The organism is Microbispora oryzae, from assembly GCF_017896165.1.
GTDB classification, from domain to species: domain Bacteria; phylum Actinomycetota; class Actinomycetes; order Streptosporangiales; family Streptosporangiaceae; genus Microbispora; species Microbispora oryzae.
The window spans coordinates 364,852-378,915 of sequence record NZ_JAFCNB010000006.1 but is presented as its reverse complement, the minus strand read 5'-3'; the positions used below and the strand labels follow the sequence as shown (position 1 = coordinate 378,915).

The 14,064-nt window shown below is 69.4% G+C and carries 17 protein-coding genes; 11 read left to right on the top strand and 6 right to left on the bottom strand.

The window, feature by feature from the left end; translation table 11 throughout:
- From JOL79_RS33985 to JOL79_RS14655, 4 genes are all read left to right on the top strand, one after another.
- A partial coding sequence (locus tag JOL79_RS33985; protein ID WP_443674004.1) for an elongation factor 1-alpha C-terminal domain-related protein occupies positions 1–173 on the top strand: 173 nt, incomplete at its 5' end.
- A 1-nt stretch (position 174) separates the two neighbouring features.
- The gene (locus tag JOL79_RS14665) at positions 175–699 is read left to right on the top strand and encodes a TetR/AcrR family transcriptional regulator (RefSeq protein WP_210156326.1); all 525 of its coding nucleotides are present in this window, start codon (positions 175–177) and stop codon (positions 697–699) included.
- Positions 700–767: 68 nt separating this feature from the next.
- A complete protein-coding gene (locus JOL79_RS14660) occupies positions 768–971 on the top strand; it encodes a helix-turn-helix domain-containing protein (RefSeq protein ID WP_210156325.1) in 204 nt (67 codons plus the stop codon).
- Between the two features lie 9 nt (positions 972–980).
- Positions 981–1,448, top strand: coding sequence for a Clp protease N-terminal domain-containing protein (locus JOL79_RS14655; protein ID WP_210156324.1), 468 nt, complete (start codon positions 981–983; stop codon positions 1,446–1,448).
- A gap of 8 nt (positions 1,449–1,456) precedes the next feature.
- Here the strand turns inward: JOL79_RS14655 and JOL79_RS14650 are convergent, their stop codons facing one another.
- Positions 1,457–2,560 (bottom strand): FAD-dependent monooxygenase, encoded by a 1,104-nt coding sequence (locus tag JOL79_RS14650; protein WP_210156323.1) that lies wholly within the window; start codon positions 2,558–2,560, stop codon positions 1,457–1,459.
- A 76-nt stretch (positions 2,561–2,636) separates the two neighbouring features.
- Here JOL79_RS14650 and JOL79_RS14645 point away from each other — a divergent pair, with 76 nt between their 5' ends.
- Both JOL79_RS14645 and JOL79_RS14640 read left to right on the top strand, forming a co-directional pair.
- Complete coding sequence (locus tag JOL79_RS14645) at positions 2,637–3,239, top strand: TetR/AcrR family transcriptional regulator (RefSeq protein ID WP_210156322.1); 603 nt, start codon at positions 2,637–2,639, stop codon at positions 3,237–3,239.
- A gap of 49 nt (positions 3,240–3,288) precedes the next feature.
- A complete protein-coding gene (locus tag JOL79_RS14640; RefSeq protein ID WP_210156321.1) occupies positions 3,289–3,687 on the top strand; it encodes an SRPBCC family protein in 399 nt (132 codons plus the stop codon).
- 58 nt (positions 3,688–3,745) lie between these two features.
- Here the strand turns inward: JOL79_RS14640 and JOL79_RS14635 are convergent, their stop codons facing one another.
- On the bottom strand, positions 3,746–4,465 hold the full coding sequence (locus tag JOL79_RS14635; RefSeq protein WP_210156320.1) for an SDR family oxidoreductase: 720 nt from the start codon (positions 4,463–4,465) through the stop codon (positions 3,746–3,748).
- Positions 4,466–4,588: 123 nt separating this feature from the next.
- Here JOL79_RS14635 and JOL79_RS14630 point away from each other — a divergent pair, with 123 nt between their 5' ends.
- Entirely contained in the window at positions 4,589–5,485 is an 897-nt protein-coding gene (locus tag JOL79_RS14630) for a LysR family transcriptional regulator (protein ID WP_210156319.1), read from the top strand.
- On the opposite strand, the gene JOL79_RS14625 is transcribed toward JOL79_RS14630, so the two are convergent.
- From JOL79_RS14625 to JOL79_RS14610, 4 genes are all read right to left on the bottom strand, one after another.
- The gene (locus tag JOL79_RS14625) at positions 5,473–6,717 is read right to left on the bottom strand and encodes a cellulose binding domain-containing protein (protein ID WP_210156318.1); all 1,245 of its coding nucleotides are present in this window, start codon (positions 6,715–6,717) and stop codon (positions 5,473–5,475) included. The genes JOL79_RS14630 and JOL79_RS14625 overlap by 13 nt on opposite strands.
- Positions 6,718–6,795: 78 nt before the next feature.
- Positions 6,796–8,283, bottom strand: coding sequence for a cellulose binding domain-containing protein (locus JOL79_RS14620; RefSeq protein ID WP_210156317.1), 1,488 nt, complete (start codon positions 8,281–8,283; stop codon positions 6,796–6,798).
- A 264-nt stretch (positions 8,284–8,547) separates the two neighbouring features.
- The gene (locus tag JOL79_RS14615) at positions 8,548–9,261 is read right to left on the bottom strand and encodes an alpha/beta fold hydrolase (protein ID WP_210156316.1); all 714 of its coding nucleotides are present in this window, start codon (positions 9,259–9,261) and stop codon (positions 8,548–8,550) included.
- A gap of 286 nt (positions 9,262–9,547) precedes the next feature.
- On the bottom strand, positions 9,548–10,123 hold the full coding sequence (locus JOL79_RS14610; RefSeq protein ID WP_210156315.1) for a hypothetical protein: 576 nt from the start codon (positions 10,121–10,123) through the stop codon (positions 9,548–9,550).
- Positions 10,124–10,252: 129 nt separating this feature from the next.
- Here JOL79_RS14610 and JOL79_RS14605 point away from each other — a divergent pair, with 129 nt between their 5' ends.
- From JOL79_RS14605 to JOL79_RS14590, 4 genes are all read left to right on the top strand, one after another.
- Positions 10,253–11,362, top strand: a complete 1,110-nt coding sequence (locus JOL79_RS14605) for a sensor histidine kinase (RefSeq protein WP_210156314.1) — start codon at positions 10,253–10,255, stop codon at positions 11,360–11,362.
- Entirely contained in the window at positions 11,359–12,003 is a 645-nt protein-coding gene (locus JOL79_RS14600; protein ID WP_210156313.1) for a response regulator transcription factor, read from the top strand. The genes JOL79_RS14605 and JOL79_RS14600 overlap by 4 nt, the downstream gene beginning before the upstream one ends.
- 285 nt (positions 12,004–12,288) lie before the next feature.
- Entirely contained in the window at positions 12,289–12,780 is a 492-nt protein-coding gene (locus JOL79_RS14595; protein ID WP_210156312.1) for a hypothetical protein, read from the top strand.
- Between the two features lie 236 nt (positions 12,781–13,016).
- Entirely contained in the window at positions 13,017–14,015 is a 999-nt protein-coding gene (locus JOL79_RS14590) for a hypothetical protein (protein WP_230984738.1), read from the top strand.
- Positions 14,016–14,064: the final 49 nt, after the last annotated feature.

The window sequence follows — 14,064 nt, the reverse complement described above, 5'->3', positions numbered from 1 at the left end:
ATGAGTCGGCCACCGCTCTCGGGCTCAACGAGATCGGCCGGGTCTCGCTGCGGACCACCCAGCCGCTGTTCGTCGACGACTACGCCCGCAACCGCATGACCGGCGGATTCATCCTCATCGACGAGGCGACCGGCGGCACGGTGGGTGCGGCGATGGCTACCGGACAGCAGTGACATGGGTCGTCCACGCGACCCGGCGATCGACAGAGCGGTCATCGCCGCGGTCGTCGAGATGCTCGTCGACGACGGCGTCGCGTCCATCCCCATCGAGGCCGTGGCCGAACGGGCCGGGGTGGCCAAGAGCGCCATCTACCGCCGCTGGCCGAGCGTGGACGTCCTGCTCGCCGACGCCGTCGCCACGTTCGAACCACGACCAGCGTCTCCGCGTGACTCTCTCCGGCAGGAACTGCTTGACCTCCTGACCTCCCTGCGGCCCATCGGCGGACTGCTGCTCGTCCTTCCGTATCTGGAAAATCGCGGCCCGGCCACGGCGGCGCGGGTTTCCGCACTCTTCGAGGCTCTGCGCCGCACTCTCCACGAGATGCTTTCCCGGGCGCTGGCCCGGGGCGAACTGCGTGAATATCCGGACGAACGCCTCCTGCTGCGCCTCCTGCTCGCGGGCTCCGCCGAACCGGAGAGCGTCCTCGGCCTCGTCGCCGACGGTCTTTGCGTACGGCAATCCTGCGATCGGCGGCCCTGAGAACGGGCCGGTTCGCATGGTTGTCAGTCTGGGTTGACACGGGCCCCGTGTCAATCCAGACTGACAGCATGGACCTGGAGGAACTGTCCGAGCGCATCAAGTCGAACGACCCCGCGCTGGGACTGCGTGCGGTGGGCGCGCTGCATCGGCTGGCCGAGCAGGTCGAGGCCGTCTCGGTCGCGCTGGCCCGGGAGCAGGGATGGACGTGGGCGCAGATCGGTGACGCTCTCGGCATGTCACGGCAGTCGGTGCACGCCAAATACGGAAAGTGAGGCATCTCGATGTTCGGTAGTGAGAAGAGCCTGTTCGCCGTGGCTGTGAAGGCGGCGGCCGACGAGGCCAGAGCGCGCGGCGACCGCCGCGTCGGCACCGAGCATCTGTTGCTCGGCCTGCTACGCGGCCCCGACTCGGTCGGTGTCAGCGCCCTCGGTACGGACCTGCCGACCGCGCGCGCCGCCCTCGCCGAATTGGACGCGGCGGCACTGCGTGCGATCGGGCTGGATGTCGGCCAGGCGCCGCAGGCCGGGGCGCGCAGGCATCCCGTGGTGTCGCCCGCAGCACTCACCACGAGCGCCAGAGCCGCGGTCACTCACGCGATCAAGATGACGACCCGTAAGGACAGGAATACCCAGGCCCCGGTGCAGCTCCTGCTCGCGCTGCTCACGCAACAGCGGCCGGACCCGGTGGCGGAACTGCTCGACCACATGGGCGTCGACCGCACCGCGGTCCGCGCCCGGATCGCCCAGTGATGGCCGGATCAGGCGGCGCGGGCGCGTGAGACCGCCGAAATCAGGCGCGCCCCGGCGTTCCGGGCGGCGATGCCGTAGCCGGTGGCCGGGATGAGCAGCCGGGACGCCGGGGAGACGAAGCGCTGCTTCGGATTGGTCCGCAGGCGGTGGCGGGACTCGTAGGCACGGAACGCCGCCGAGTGATCGCCCCGGTGCGCGGCCAGTGCGTCGGCGAGGGTGGCGGCGCCGGCGATGGCCAGAGTGGATCCGTCGCCGAACAGTGAGACAGAGGAGGCCGCGTCGCCGAGCAGCGCGACCCGCCCGGCCGACCAGCCGTCGAGGCGCACCCTGCTGACGGAGTCGAAGAAGAGGTCGTCCGCCTGCCGGACCTCATCGAGGAGTTCGGGGATCCGCCAGGAACCCCCGGCGAAGGCGTCGGCGATCAGCCGCTTGTGCTGGGCGGTGTCGCGGTGGTCGAAACCGGGCACGGCGGGGCTGCGGAAGAAGAAGGCGGCCCCGCCCTGCCCGGTGCCGGGGTGCAGGGCGACGGCCCGGCCCGGGGTGTTGTGCAGAAGCACCTCGTGCGGGTCGAGGGCGAGCTCGGGCAGGGGCAGAGTGGCCACATACATGCCCAGATGGTCGATGAACCGCCGCTCCGGGCCGAAGGCCAGCCGGCGGACCGCCGAGTGCAGCCCGTCGGTGCCGATGACCAGGTCGAAGCGGCGGGGCGCGGCGTTTTCGAAGGTGACGTCCACGCCGCCGGGATCCTGGTGCAGGGCGGTGACGGTGTCGTCGTAGAGATAGTCGGCGGCCACGGTGGAGGAGAGGATGCGGGCCAGGTCGGCACGGGGAAGTTCGATGTCGTCGGACGGCATCGGGATGCCGCCGATCCGCTTGCCGCGGTCGTCGACGAAGGTCAGCCGGGTCACGCGTGTCGCCGCGGCGCGCAGTTGCGGCAGGAGACCCATGCGCGCGACGACCTCGCGGGCGGGACCGCGTACGTCGACGGGGTTGCCGCTGGAACGCTGGCCGTGGGCGCGCTCCACGACGGTGGGCTCGAACCCGTGATGGGTGAGCCAGTAGGCGAGGGTGCTTCCGGCGATGCCGGCTCCTGAGATCAGCACGGTCTGCATATGGTGGACGATAACCGCACTCAGTGCAGATTTGCAATGAGTGTCGTATGACATTTAATGCGGTATCATCCGCGGCATGGCTGAGCTCACTCTGCGCGAACGGAAGCGGCGGCGGACCCGCCAGGCGATCGTCGAGGCTGCCGTGGGGCTGTTCGAGGAGCATGGCTACGAGGGCACGACCGTCGCCGACATCGCCGAGGCGGCCGAAATCGGCACACGTACCTTCTTCAGCTACTTCGCCAGCAAGGAGGAACTGCTCTTCCCGGAGAGCGACTCGCGGCTCGCGGCCGCCCTCGACGCCATCGCCGCGCGCGGGCCCGAGGACCGGCCGGCCGACGTGCTCCTACGTGCGCTGCGCGACGTGAACCGTGACAGCGACGAGATGGTGAGCAGGATGGCCGCGCTCCGGATGCGGCTCGTCCGGAGCGTGCCCGCGGTGCGGGGGCGCGGCCTGCAGCTCCAGTTCGACGCGCAGCGGGAGATCGCCCGCCACCTGTGCGCGGCCTACCCCGATGAGCTGGACGAGGTCGGGGCTGCGGCACTCGTCGGAGCGTTCGTCGGGGCGGTAACCGGAGCTCTGGACGTGTTGCTGGAGACGGCGGGAGACGACCCCGCGGCCGTGAGCCGCCGCCTGCAGGAGGCGACGGCCGCCGTACTGAGGCCCTGGCTACGCGAATAGGCCAAGCCGGCTCTGCGGGCCGGGAGGACCGGTGGGGATAATGGCGCGCATGGCTTCAGAGTCGAGGCACATCAGCGAGTGGATCAACCGGAACGCGACTGACGTCTACGAGTACGTGTCCAGCCCGGCCAACCTGCCGAAGTGGGCTCCGGGACTCGGCGATTCCGTGGAGAACGTCGAGGGGCAGTGGTTCGTGGAGACCCCGTCGGGACGGGTCGGCTTCGCCTTCGTGGAACCCAACGAGTACGGCGTCCTTGACCACAACGTCACACTGCCGTCCGGCGCGGTCGTCTATAACCCCATGCGGGTCATCCCCGATGGCGACGGCTGTGAGGTCGTGTTCACCCTCCGCCGCCTCCCGGACATGAGCGATGAGGACTTCGCCCGGGACGCGGGCCTCGTGCAGGCCGACCTCACTCGGTTGAAGCGCGTACTCGAAGCCGTCTGAGGAGCCCGGCACGTCTGGCGTTCGAGAGCACTCGTCCTCAGGATGGGCGCGATCCTGATCAGACGAGGATGCTTCCGCCGTCCACGGTCAGGACGGTTCCGGTGGCGAACCGCTCTGTCATCAGGAACACGTACGCCCGGGCGATGTCCTCGACCTCGCCCACCCGCCCCATCGGGATCGCGGCGCCGACCTCGGCGTACATCCGCTCACGTTCCGCTTCTCCCATCGCCGTCCACAGCGGAGACCGGACGACGCCGGGTGACACGGCGTTCACCCTGACGGGGGCGAGCTCGACGGCCAGGGCCTTGGTCAGCGCCTCCACGGCGCCGCAGACGCTTGCGGCGACGGCCCAGCCGGGTCCCGGCCGATCCTTTGCGACGCCGGTGGTGAGCGTGATCGAACCGTCCTTGCGCAGGTACGGCAGTGCGGCGCGGACCGCCCCCAGCGCACCGAAGTAGCGCAGGCCGAAGAAGCCGCCGGCCGCGGCGAGGTCGAGCGTGTCCAGCGGCATCAGCGTCAGCGGTTCACCGGCGGTGTAGACCAGGTGAGCGAACTCGCCGACCTCGTCGAAGAGCCGGCCCACCGCCGCCGGATCGGTGAGGTCGGCGACGCGGCCGTCGCAGAGGTCGGGCAGCCGGGTGAGCGCGTGGTCGACGCCGGCCCGGCGGCTGGAGGCGACCGTGACCACGGCGCCCTGTCGCGCTGCCGCCTCCGCGGTGGCCAGCCCGATACCCGAGGTGCCGCCGAGGACGACGACGCGTTGACCCTGCAGATCCATGATCGGTCCTTCTTGTACGGGGATTTCGACTCCTTCACGATGGGGCCGGTCCGTCGCCGCCGTCCAAGACCCTCTGCTCCGCCTGTAATACCCTTCGGGTATCAAGGCAGGAAGGGGGAGCTGATGGACGTCGATTTGCGGAAGCTGCGCTACTTCGTCGCGGTGGCCGAGCGGCTGCATTTCGGCCGGGCGGCCGAGGCGCTGCACATCGCGCAACCCGTGCTCTCCCGCCAGATCCGGGCGCTTGAGGAGGAGCTGAAGGTCCAGCTGTTCGTACGCACCAGGCGTGCCACCGAACTCACCCCCGCGGGCGAGCAACTACTCGCGGACGCCCGCCCCCTGCTAGCTTCGGCCGAGGCGCTGCGCCGCCGCGTCGGTCGGGCCGCACGCGGCGCCGACGTCTTCACCGTCGGATTCATGCCGGGGCTGATCGTCACTCCGGCGGTCCAGGCGCTGCGCGAGCGCCACCCAGAGCTGACCGTGGAGGTGGTACGCACGACATGGAACGACCAGACCGAGACCATCCACGATGCCCGGGTGGACATCGGCTACGTGCGCCTGCCGATCGACCAGCGCGGGCTGCGAGTCCGGCCACTGATGAGCGAGCCGCGCGTCGCCGTGCTGCCCACCGGCCATCGCCTCGCGGGTAAGGACGTGATCGGCATCGCCGACCTCGCCGATGAGCACCTCCTCCAAGATCCTTACGCCGTTCCCGAATGGCGCGACATCGCCACCGAGCTGCGGCGGCCGGGAAGACGTCGCGCCGAGCTTCTCTTCCACGCCGTGGAAGAGAAGCTCGAACACGTCGCCGCGGGTCATGGAGTCGTCGTCGTGCCGCTGTCGGTGATGGCCTTCTACACCCGTCCGGACGTCACGTACGTTCCCATCACCGACATCCCGCCGAACCAGGTGTGCCTGGCCTGGGACAGCACCCGCCGGAACCCCTTGATCGGCGAGTTCGCCGTCCTCGCGGCGGACCTCCAGAGCGTCAGCCAGGTTCCGGGCCGTCAGCGCAGGTAGGCCGCGAGGCCGAGACGCTGGTCGCGTACGGCCCCGGCGACGAGGCCGGCGATCTGCCGGGCGCCGGTCGTCTCGAAGTGGGTGTGGTCGTTGGCGAAGAACGCGCCGACCGGGCCGGAGGTGTAGTCACCGCTGTACGGGCAGAAGTGCAGGCTGTTGTAGAGGGTGTAGCTGAGCTTGTGCAGGTCGATGACCGGGGCTCCGGTGGCGGCGCCTACGTCGAAGGTCTCGGTCACGTAGCCGCGGTTGGGCGTGGCGGTGCTCCCGCTGCAGGTGAGGGCGGCCACGGGCGTCACCAGCACGGGGTTGGCGCCGCGCTGCTGGGCGGTCCGGACCATGGTGGTGAGCAGCTCGCGGAATCGCGCGGAGCCGACGTGGCGAGGACAGGCGGTGTCGCCGTCGTTGATGCCGAACTGGATGAAAAGGTAGTCTCCGGCCTTCATTCCGCTGGACGCGTTGAGCATGGACTGCCAGCGGGCGGCGTAGGTGTTCGAGCTGAGCACGCATTCGCCGTTGGAGTTCTTGGTGCTGGTGACGGCCGACTCGTACAGCCAGGTCTGGATGCTGCGGCCGCCGACGGCGTTGTTTGCCACGGTGGCGTTGGTGGTGAGGTACTGGCCGAGCTCATGTCCCCAGCCGACGATGGGGGCGCCGGAGCTGTTGGCGACGGTGGAGTCGCCGGCCAGCCAGACCGTGATGTTGCCTGGTGCCGGGGAGGTGCTCGGCGACGGGCTCGGGCTGGGCGATCGGGTCGGGGAGGCGCTCGGGCTGGGGCTGGGCGTTCGGGTCGGGGAGGCGCTGGGGCTGCCGGTGAGCTCGCCGGTGCAGGTGGCGCCGTTGAGCGCGAAGCTCGTGGGTGCCGGGTTGGCCGAGCTCCACGAGCCGTTGAAGCCGAAGTTCACCGACCCGTTGGCCGGGATGGTGCGGTTGTAGTCGACATTCTTGGCGGTGACGTTCGCCCCGGTTTGGGTGACCGTCGCGTTCCAGGCCTGGGTGACGCTCTGGCCTGCGGAGAAGGCCCAGGTCAACGTCCAGTCGTTGATCGGGTCTCCGAGATTGGTCACGGTGACGTCCGCGCCGAAACCACCGGTCCACTGGTTGGTGATCCGGTAGGTGACGGCGCACCCGGTGGCGGCGCCCGCGCTCGGCGCCGCCGTAACGGTCAGCGCCCCGGTCAGTGCCGCGACCACGGCTGTGATCGCCGTGGCGGCGCGCCGTCGGAACCCGTTCATTCTGCGGTCCTCTCCTTCTCGGGCGGGGTGCTTCGCGTCCTCGGGGCGTACGGCTGCCTCACGACCGGCCGCGCGGGGTCAGGAAAGCGCGCATGCGACGCCGTTGAGAGTGAAGGAGGCCGGCGTGGTGTTGGCGCCGTTCCAGGTGCCGGTGAAGCCGACCGTCGCCGAGGCGCCCGGGGCCAGGGCCGGGCTCCACGCGGGGTTGGTGGCGGAGACCGTGGCGCCGGTCTGGGTGAACGTGCCGTTCCAGCCCTGGGTGACCTGCTGGCCGTCGGCGAAGGTCCAGCGCAGCGTCCACCCGTTCAGCGTGCCGCTGCCGGTGTTGGTCGCCTGCACCTCACCCTGGAAACCGCCGGGCCACTGGTTGCTCACGGTGTAGTGCACGGCGCAACCGCCGGCCGGGCTGCTCGGTGTCGGGCTGGGCGACACCGAGGGCGTCGGACTGGGGCTGGGCGACGCCGAGGGCGTGACGCCGGCCGACACGGATGGTGTCGGCGTGGGGCTGGCGGACGGAGTGAGGTGGGCGGCCACGATCGGCGCGAGTTTGGCCGCGATCGCGCGGTGTCCGGCGTCATTGGGGTGGACGCTGTCGGACAGGCCGTCGGACGGCACCCATCCGTCGGTGTTGACGAAGAAGACGTTGTGGTCGCCGGCGTTGTTGACGGTCTGCACCGCGGCCTGGGTCTGCGGGACGAACCGCCCGCGGAAGGTCTGCAGGGCGAGGATCGCGGCCTTCGGATACTTGCCGCGGATCGTGCGCAGGAGATCGACGTAGGCGTTCTGGAACTGCGTGGTGGACACCCCGTGGCCGGCGTCGTTGGTGCCAAGGTTGATGACGACGACGTCCGCCTGGTATCGGGTGAAGTCGTGGTCGACGGCCCCGTCGGCGGCGCTGACCTTGACGAAGCGGCGGTCCAGGCCGACACAGCCGTCAGCGGTGCTGACCAGGCAGGCGCCCCCCTCGGCGACCTGCATGTGGTCCAGTCCGAGCTGCTCGCCGACCAGCCAGCCGTAGGCGGTGAGGGCGTTCTTCGAGGTGGTGGTGCCGACCGTGATGGAGTCGCCGACGAACTCGACCATGCCGCGGGCCGGTTGGGCGGGCCGGGTACGTGCGCCCGAGTCGAGCACCAGCCCTTGGAACACCGCGTCGCCGTGGTAGGAGCCGGCGACCACCCGGTACGACACGCGCAGGGTGTGGTTGCCGGACTGTAGAGGGGTGGGGGTGAGGTTGACCGTGCCCCGCACGTTCTGCAGGTAGACGTCGGGGCGGCCGTCGATGCTGTAGTAGAGGTCGATGGTGTCGCGCTGCTTGAGCTTGACGGTGGTCCCGGTGAACCCGGTGGTGAAGTAGGCCCCGGCCCAGCCGGGTACGTAGGCGCCGCTGTCGCGGGTGTCCCAGCGTCCGACGAAACGGATGTTGGGATCGGTGGGCGTCCCATCCCCGGCGGCGGCCTGGGCTCCGGGCGGCATCGCGAGCGCAGCCACGACCGCAGCCACCACGGCGGCGATGACGGTGCCGACGGCCGCCGCGAGGCGGGCCGACGGCCAGATTGCACGTTTCATGGAACGTCCGATCTGGTGGGGTGCCGGTGGGCCCGGATATCACGAGACGCTAGAAATGCGACGTAGATGCGTCAAACATCCTCTGACGTCATATCCAGCCGACGTGAAGGGGAAGGCGTTTCGTTTCAGGTCAGCCCAACGAATGCCGTCACCGGGGTGCGGTCCCCGCTCTGAAACGTTCGGAATCCGGCGTGAGCCCGCGCCACTCCACCAAGGGAGCCTCCCCGGCACCGCGCCTGTTCCGCGGTGCCGGTCAAGGCTTGATCAGGCGCCGGCGGCGCGGAGGACGAGCTCGGCGACCTCGGCCGGGCGGGAGGCGAACACCGCGTGGGAGCCGCCGTCGATGGCGACGATCTCCTTGGCCCTGGCGCGCTCGGCCATGAAGTGCTGCGAGGCGGGCGGGATGTTCTTGTCCGCCTCACCGAACAGGAAGAAGCTCGGCAGCGTCTGCCACGCCTGCTCACCCTCGGCCGGTTCCCCCAGCGCGGCCAGGGCGATCGGTCGCTGGGTGGCCGCCATCGTACGGGCGGCCTCCTCGGGCACGTCGGCCGCGAACTGCCCGTGGTAGAGCTCCTGCGCGACATACATGTCCTGGTTGCCGTCCGGCAGCTCGACCGGGCGCAGCGTCTCCGCGAGCGTACTGCCGGGGTACTTGCTCGACAGGGTGGCGGCGCTGTCACCGGACTCGGGGGCGAACCCGGCCACGTACACCAGCGACGTGACGTTGCCGGCGCCGGCGGCGGCCTTGCTGATCACCATGCCGCCATAGGAGTGACCGACCAGTACGACCGGCCCGTCGATCGAATCGAGCAGGGCGCGGACCTGGGCGGCGTCGTAGGCGACCGAGCGCAGCGGATTCGGCGCGGCGATCACGCGGTGGCCCTCGCGCCGCAGCCGTTCGGCGATCGGCCCCCAGCCGCCCGACTCGGCGAACGCGCCGTGCACCAGGACGGCAGTGGGTTTGGTCTGCTCTGACATGGCTTCCTCCATGAGGGATCCGTTCGTGTCGACGCCAACCATGTTCGGGAGAACGGCGACGGTCGGCGTCCGTCAGATGACCGTCACAGCGACGGTATTCGGGCGGCTAGACCTCGACCTGGTCCCGATGCCGGGGCAAGGAAACGGCATTCTGCTCGCCGGTTCCCGACTTGGGGAACAGAGCGTCGGCTGGGTCGCGGTGGCCGCCGCGGTCAGATTGCGTACCTCGTCGAGCTCCTTGGGGGCTGGCAGGTGCTCCCAGAACGGGGTCACCAGCAAGGCGGGTTCACCGCCCTCTGAGCGATCGGCCGTCGCTCACGGCTCTGTCATCGGCGTGGCCGCTTCCAGCCGTCGCCCGGGCGGACGGGTGGGCGGCGGCCCGCCTGCGGCTGCGGATCAGGATGGCCAGGCGGTTGCTCACGACCGGCGCGAGACTGAGGAACATGATCGAGTCGGCGAAGGCCGCCACGCTGATGTGGTTGTCGATCAGAAACATGCCGAGTGACCGTGAATACCAGTGTTCGCAGCCATAGATGAAGACCTGCCGGGCCGCGGTGTAGACGATCCAGACGGCGGCGTACGCGTATCCGGCGTCGGTCCACGCCTGGCCGTTCTCGTCGACGCTGACCTTGAGGAACGAAGACGCCAGCACGCCGATCGCAGCGCCGGCCAGCAGTCCGACGATCTCCAGCACAAGGCCGCTGCCGGACATGTCCCAACCTGGCATGACGAACGGCACGACGACCGCCGCTACCAGCAGGGGTCTGAGGAGCCCCAGCGGGGTCACCTTTCGATGACCCCAGTCCTTGATCAGTACGGCCGCGACGATCGCGAGGCTGGCGAGGGTGAGGGCGGCGGACATGGGACCTCCGAAATAGTGAGTTTCGGATCAAACTAAGCTGGGGTCCCGGTGGAGGTCCTCAACCTGATGGGCTGAGATCAGGTTGCAGGCGGGCCTGGCTCCGTCCACCCACCTGAAGGGAAGCGTCGGATGGGGGAGAGCGGCGTCCGCGGCACGTGGGGGCTGCGTGCGGTGATGTCCGCTGGTCTCGCCCTCATACTCTGGGGAGAGATCGCCCGACCGGGCGCCGCCGGCCTCCATAGCGCCGGGCCGGGGGTTTCGGCAGCGCTGGTGGTCGCGTCGGCGAGTTGGGTGGCCGTGACGTTCGTGGGGCCGCGTGGCGGGTCACGGACGTTGCTGATCCTCGTCCTGGCCACCGGCCTGGCCGGCAGCGTGTTGCTGGTGCTCCATCCCACGCTTGCCGTCTTCTGGTTCACGTTCTGGGCCTGTGTGGGCGCCGGAGCCGACTTTCCTCCACGGGCGGGCGCCACCGTGGTGATCGGCTCCTGTTGCATCCTGCTGGTGGGATATCTGGAGCACCGCGGTAATGCGCTCGCCGGGTATGCCGCGGTGGCGTTCGTGGCGTATCTCCTCGGCCGCAACCGCAAGTTGTACGTGGACATGGCACGCCAGGCGTTACGGGCCGCCGACGACCGTGAGCGGGCGGCGGCGCTCGCCGAACGGGCGCGCATCGCCAGGGAACTCCACGATGTTCTCGCGCATTCGCTGACCAGCCTGTCGTTGCAGGTCGAAGCGGCCTCGGCGGCGCTGGAGACCACCGGCGACCTGCAGCGTGCGCTGTCCCACCTGGAGCAGGCGGGAAGGCTCGTCCGAGGCGGTCAGGAGGAGGCGATCGCGGCGGTCCGGGCCCTTCGCGAAGGCGACGTCGCGGCGCAGGCGATGGTGGAAAGACTGGTCGACGCCTTCCGCGAGACGGGAGGGCAGGTGACGCTGCGTGTGACCGGATTGGTGCCGCCCCTGCCCGCACCCCACGGGCTGGCGGTCTACCGGCTGGTGCAGGAAGCGCTGACGAACGCCGCGAAGCACGCCCCCGGCGCCCCTGTCGATGTGCATTTCTCGTTCACCGACGACGGGCTCGCCGTCTCGGTCACCAACGACGCCGTGGCCGCTGCGGCGACGCCGGTGAGTGGCGGCAACGGCCTCGTCGGCATGCGTGAACGCATCGCGGCAGTAGGAGGCACGCTCACCGTCGGCCGTGTGGGCGCGCAGTGGCGGGTCCACGCGCGGGTCGGCGCATGAATCCGGTACGCGTGGTCGTCGTGGAGGATCAGGCGACCGTACGCGAGGGCCTGGTCGCCCTACTCGGAATGCTCCCGGGGATCGAGGTGGTCGCGGAGGCGGCCGACGGCCGATCCGCGGTGGACGCCGTCGCCCGGCACGCCCCGGACGTCGTTCTCATGGACGTACGGATGCCGGGCACGGACGGGGTCGCCGCGACGGCGGAGGTGGCGCGGACGTATCCATCGACCGCTGTCGTCGTGCTGACCAGTCACGCCGATGACGAGACCGTGTTCGCCGCGCTCGCCGCCGGAGCCCGCGGCTTCCTGACGAAGAGCGCAGGTCGCCGGGAGATCTCCCAGGCGATCTTCGCCGCGGCGGCGGGACTGTCACCCATGGATCCGACGGTGCAGTCCCGAATCGTCAGTACGGCGCGGCTCGGGCATGTGCCGCCGTCTCCGCCCGACGGGTTGACACCCCGTGAGGCGCAGGTACTCGCTCTCATCGCCGCCGGGCTGACGAACGCGCAGATCGCGCTCCGCATGCGCATCTCGCCGGCGACGGTGAAGTCGCACATCAACCGTGCCTTCGCCAAAGTGAACGTCACCGATCGGGCCGCGGCGGCGGACTACGCGCGCTGCCACAATCTGGCCACCTTCTGACCGCTGCCGCGGGCGGCACCGACACGAACGCTGCTCCAGTTCGAACACCACCCGGTTACCTGAAACTCAGTGATAAAAGATCAATGTGGCTGAAATTTTCAGCCGTCGAGTTCGATTTACCTGGAACGCATCTCCTCCGATTCCCTGGTCGTCACAAGAATGGCGTGACCGGCGATGCCTGAGGTGCCCGTGAGACTGACTCTCCGAAATCGCCATGCTGGACGTTTCGAGATCCGGTATATAACCTCCGGGCGTTCCCGCACTTATGGACCATTGGAGTGTGAGTTGACAAAACGCTCGTGGGGACGTCGCCTGGCGACGTCGATCGCGCTCGCCATCACGGCATCGGCCTTCACCTTCCTGCTCGGTACTCCCGCGCATGCCGCGTACGGCCCGGACCAGCCGGTCTATGTGCAGGTGATCGCCAACGACGGTTCCGGGATGCAGCTGGCCCGCCTGGAAGGGACCGTCGCGTTCGATGACTCCAACACGAAGTACCGCTACTCGCTGAGCCTCTGCTGGCAGAGCGGCGCCTACCCCCAGCCGTCCTTCCTCATCAACGTCAACGGCTCGGCCACGAACTCCCCGGTCTGGACCGGTACCACCTCGGCCGCGGGATGCCAGCAGGTGGCGCTGTACAGCGCCGAGGCTTCCTTCGGCGGCCCCGTCTACAACCTCCGCTTCGACGTGACGGCCGGCTGGTTCAGCAGCAGCCACGGGTATCAGTACATGACGCGCACCAAGAGCAGCGGCACTTACGACAATCCCTTCAACTGAGCCGGCGCCGCGCTCGCCCAGCCCTTCTCGCGTCACGATCCCTGGCATGCCCGGGGATCGTGACGCTCTGGTGACGTCCCGGGGCCGGCTGCCCGATGTCACCGCGTAGTCGCCCCTGATGGCCCAAGTTGCCGACTCAGAGGCCGGCGGCTTCGATGAAGTCCATGTCTCGCCCGTTTTCAGCGCCCGCATGCCGGCATCGGCCGGGCCGTCGAGCGCTTGCCATCTTGGTGATCATGTGCCTCGGTCCGCTCGCGCTGACGGGCTGCACCCGATCGGACGAGCCGCCGTCGCTGCCGCCCGCCGGCGTCTACGAGCATGCCGCGGCTGGTGAGAACTCGCAGGCCGAATCGGCCCCCACCGACGGTACGGCAGAAGCTCTCACCCGGCCGTTGAGGGCGGCCGGTTGGTTCTGCGCGCAGGTCCGATCCAATGCCGACGGCCGTGCCGTGTGGTGCCGGATCGGCCACCGCGACGAGGGCGACGCGGTCGATCCGCAGGTGGCGCAATTCCTGCTCGACCGCGACGACCGGCTCGCCTGGGCATGGTTCCCGCTCACCTACTCGGACCATGATGACGATCACGTCGCGGCGGCCGCCGCGCCGGCGCTGACCGCGATCTGGCCCGGCGCCGGTGATCGCGTGCGGCAGGAGATCGACGACTTCGATCACGATCTCACCAGACACACGACGTGGCGGAGCGAGGATATCCCCCGGACGGGGTGGCGCGACACGCACGCGGACTACACCTACGACGAACACAACGGTCTGATCGCCATCGCCAGGGACGCCTCCGTGCGGCGCTGGCCGTTCGGCTCCGAGCACTACGCGACCACGATGAGCTCCGCTGTCGATGATCTTCGGGCCGGTGGTTACGACTGCTTCTATCCACCCCAGCAGAGCTGCAACCGCACTCAGTCGAACGGCTACTTCCGCGTGACCCTCCGTGGTGATCAGATCGTCTCGGCCCAGTTCGGCATCGGCAGCCTGATCGAGTCGGGGCGGCAACGACACCCGCTCAGCCAGGAGTTCCCGCACGGCCTCACCTTTCTTACCGAGGCGGTCCGCCGACCGGTCACCGAGCGCATCGAGCAATCCCGCCGATCCGGCACCAGCTTCGCCGGCATCGTGGCCGGAACGGTCGTGATAATCGACGCGAGCCGGGGCGCCGTCGACGGAGACGACCTGGTGGCGTATCTGGACATCCAGATCGGCACACCACTGACTGCGACCTGATCGCGCAGGCGACGGGAATCGAAGCCACGCTGCCAACAGAGCGGCTGTT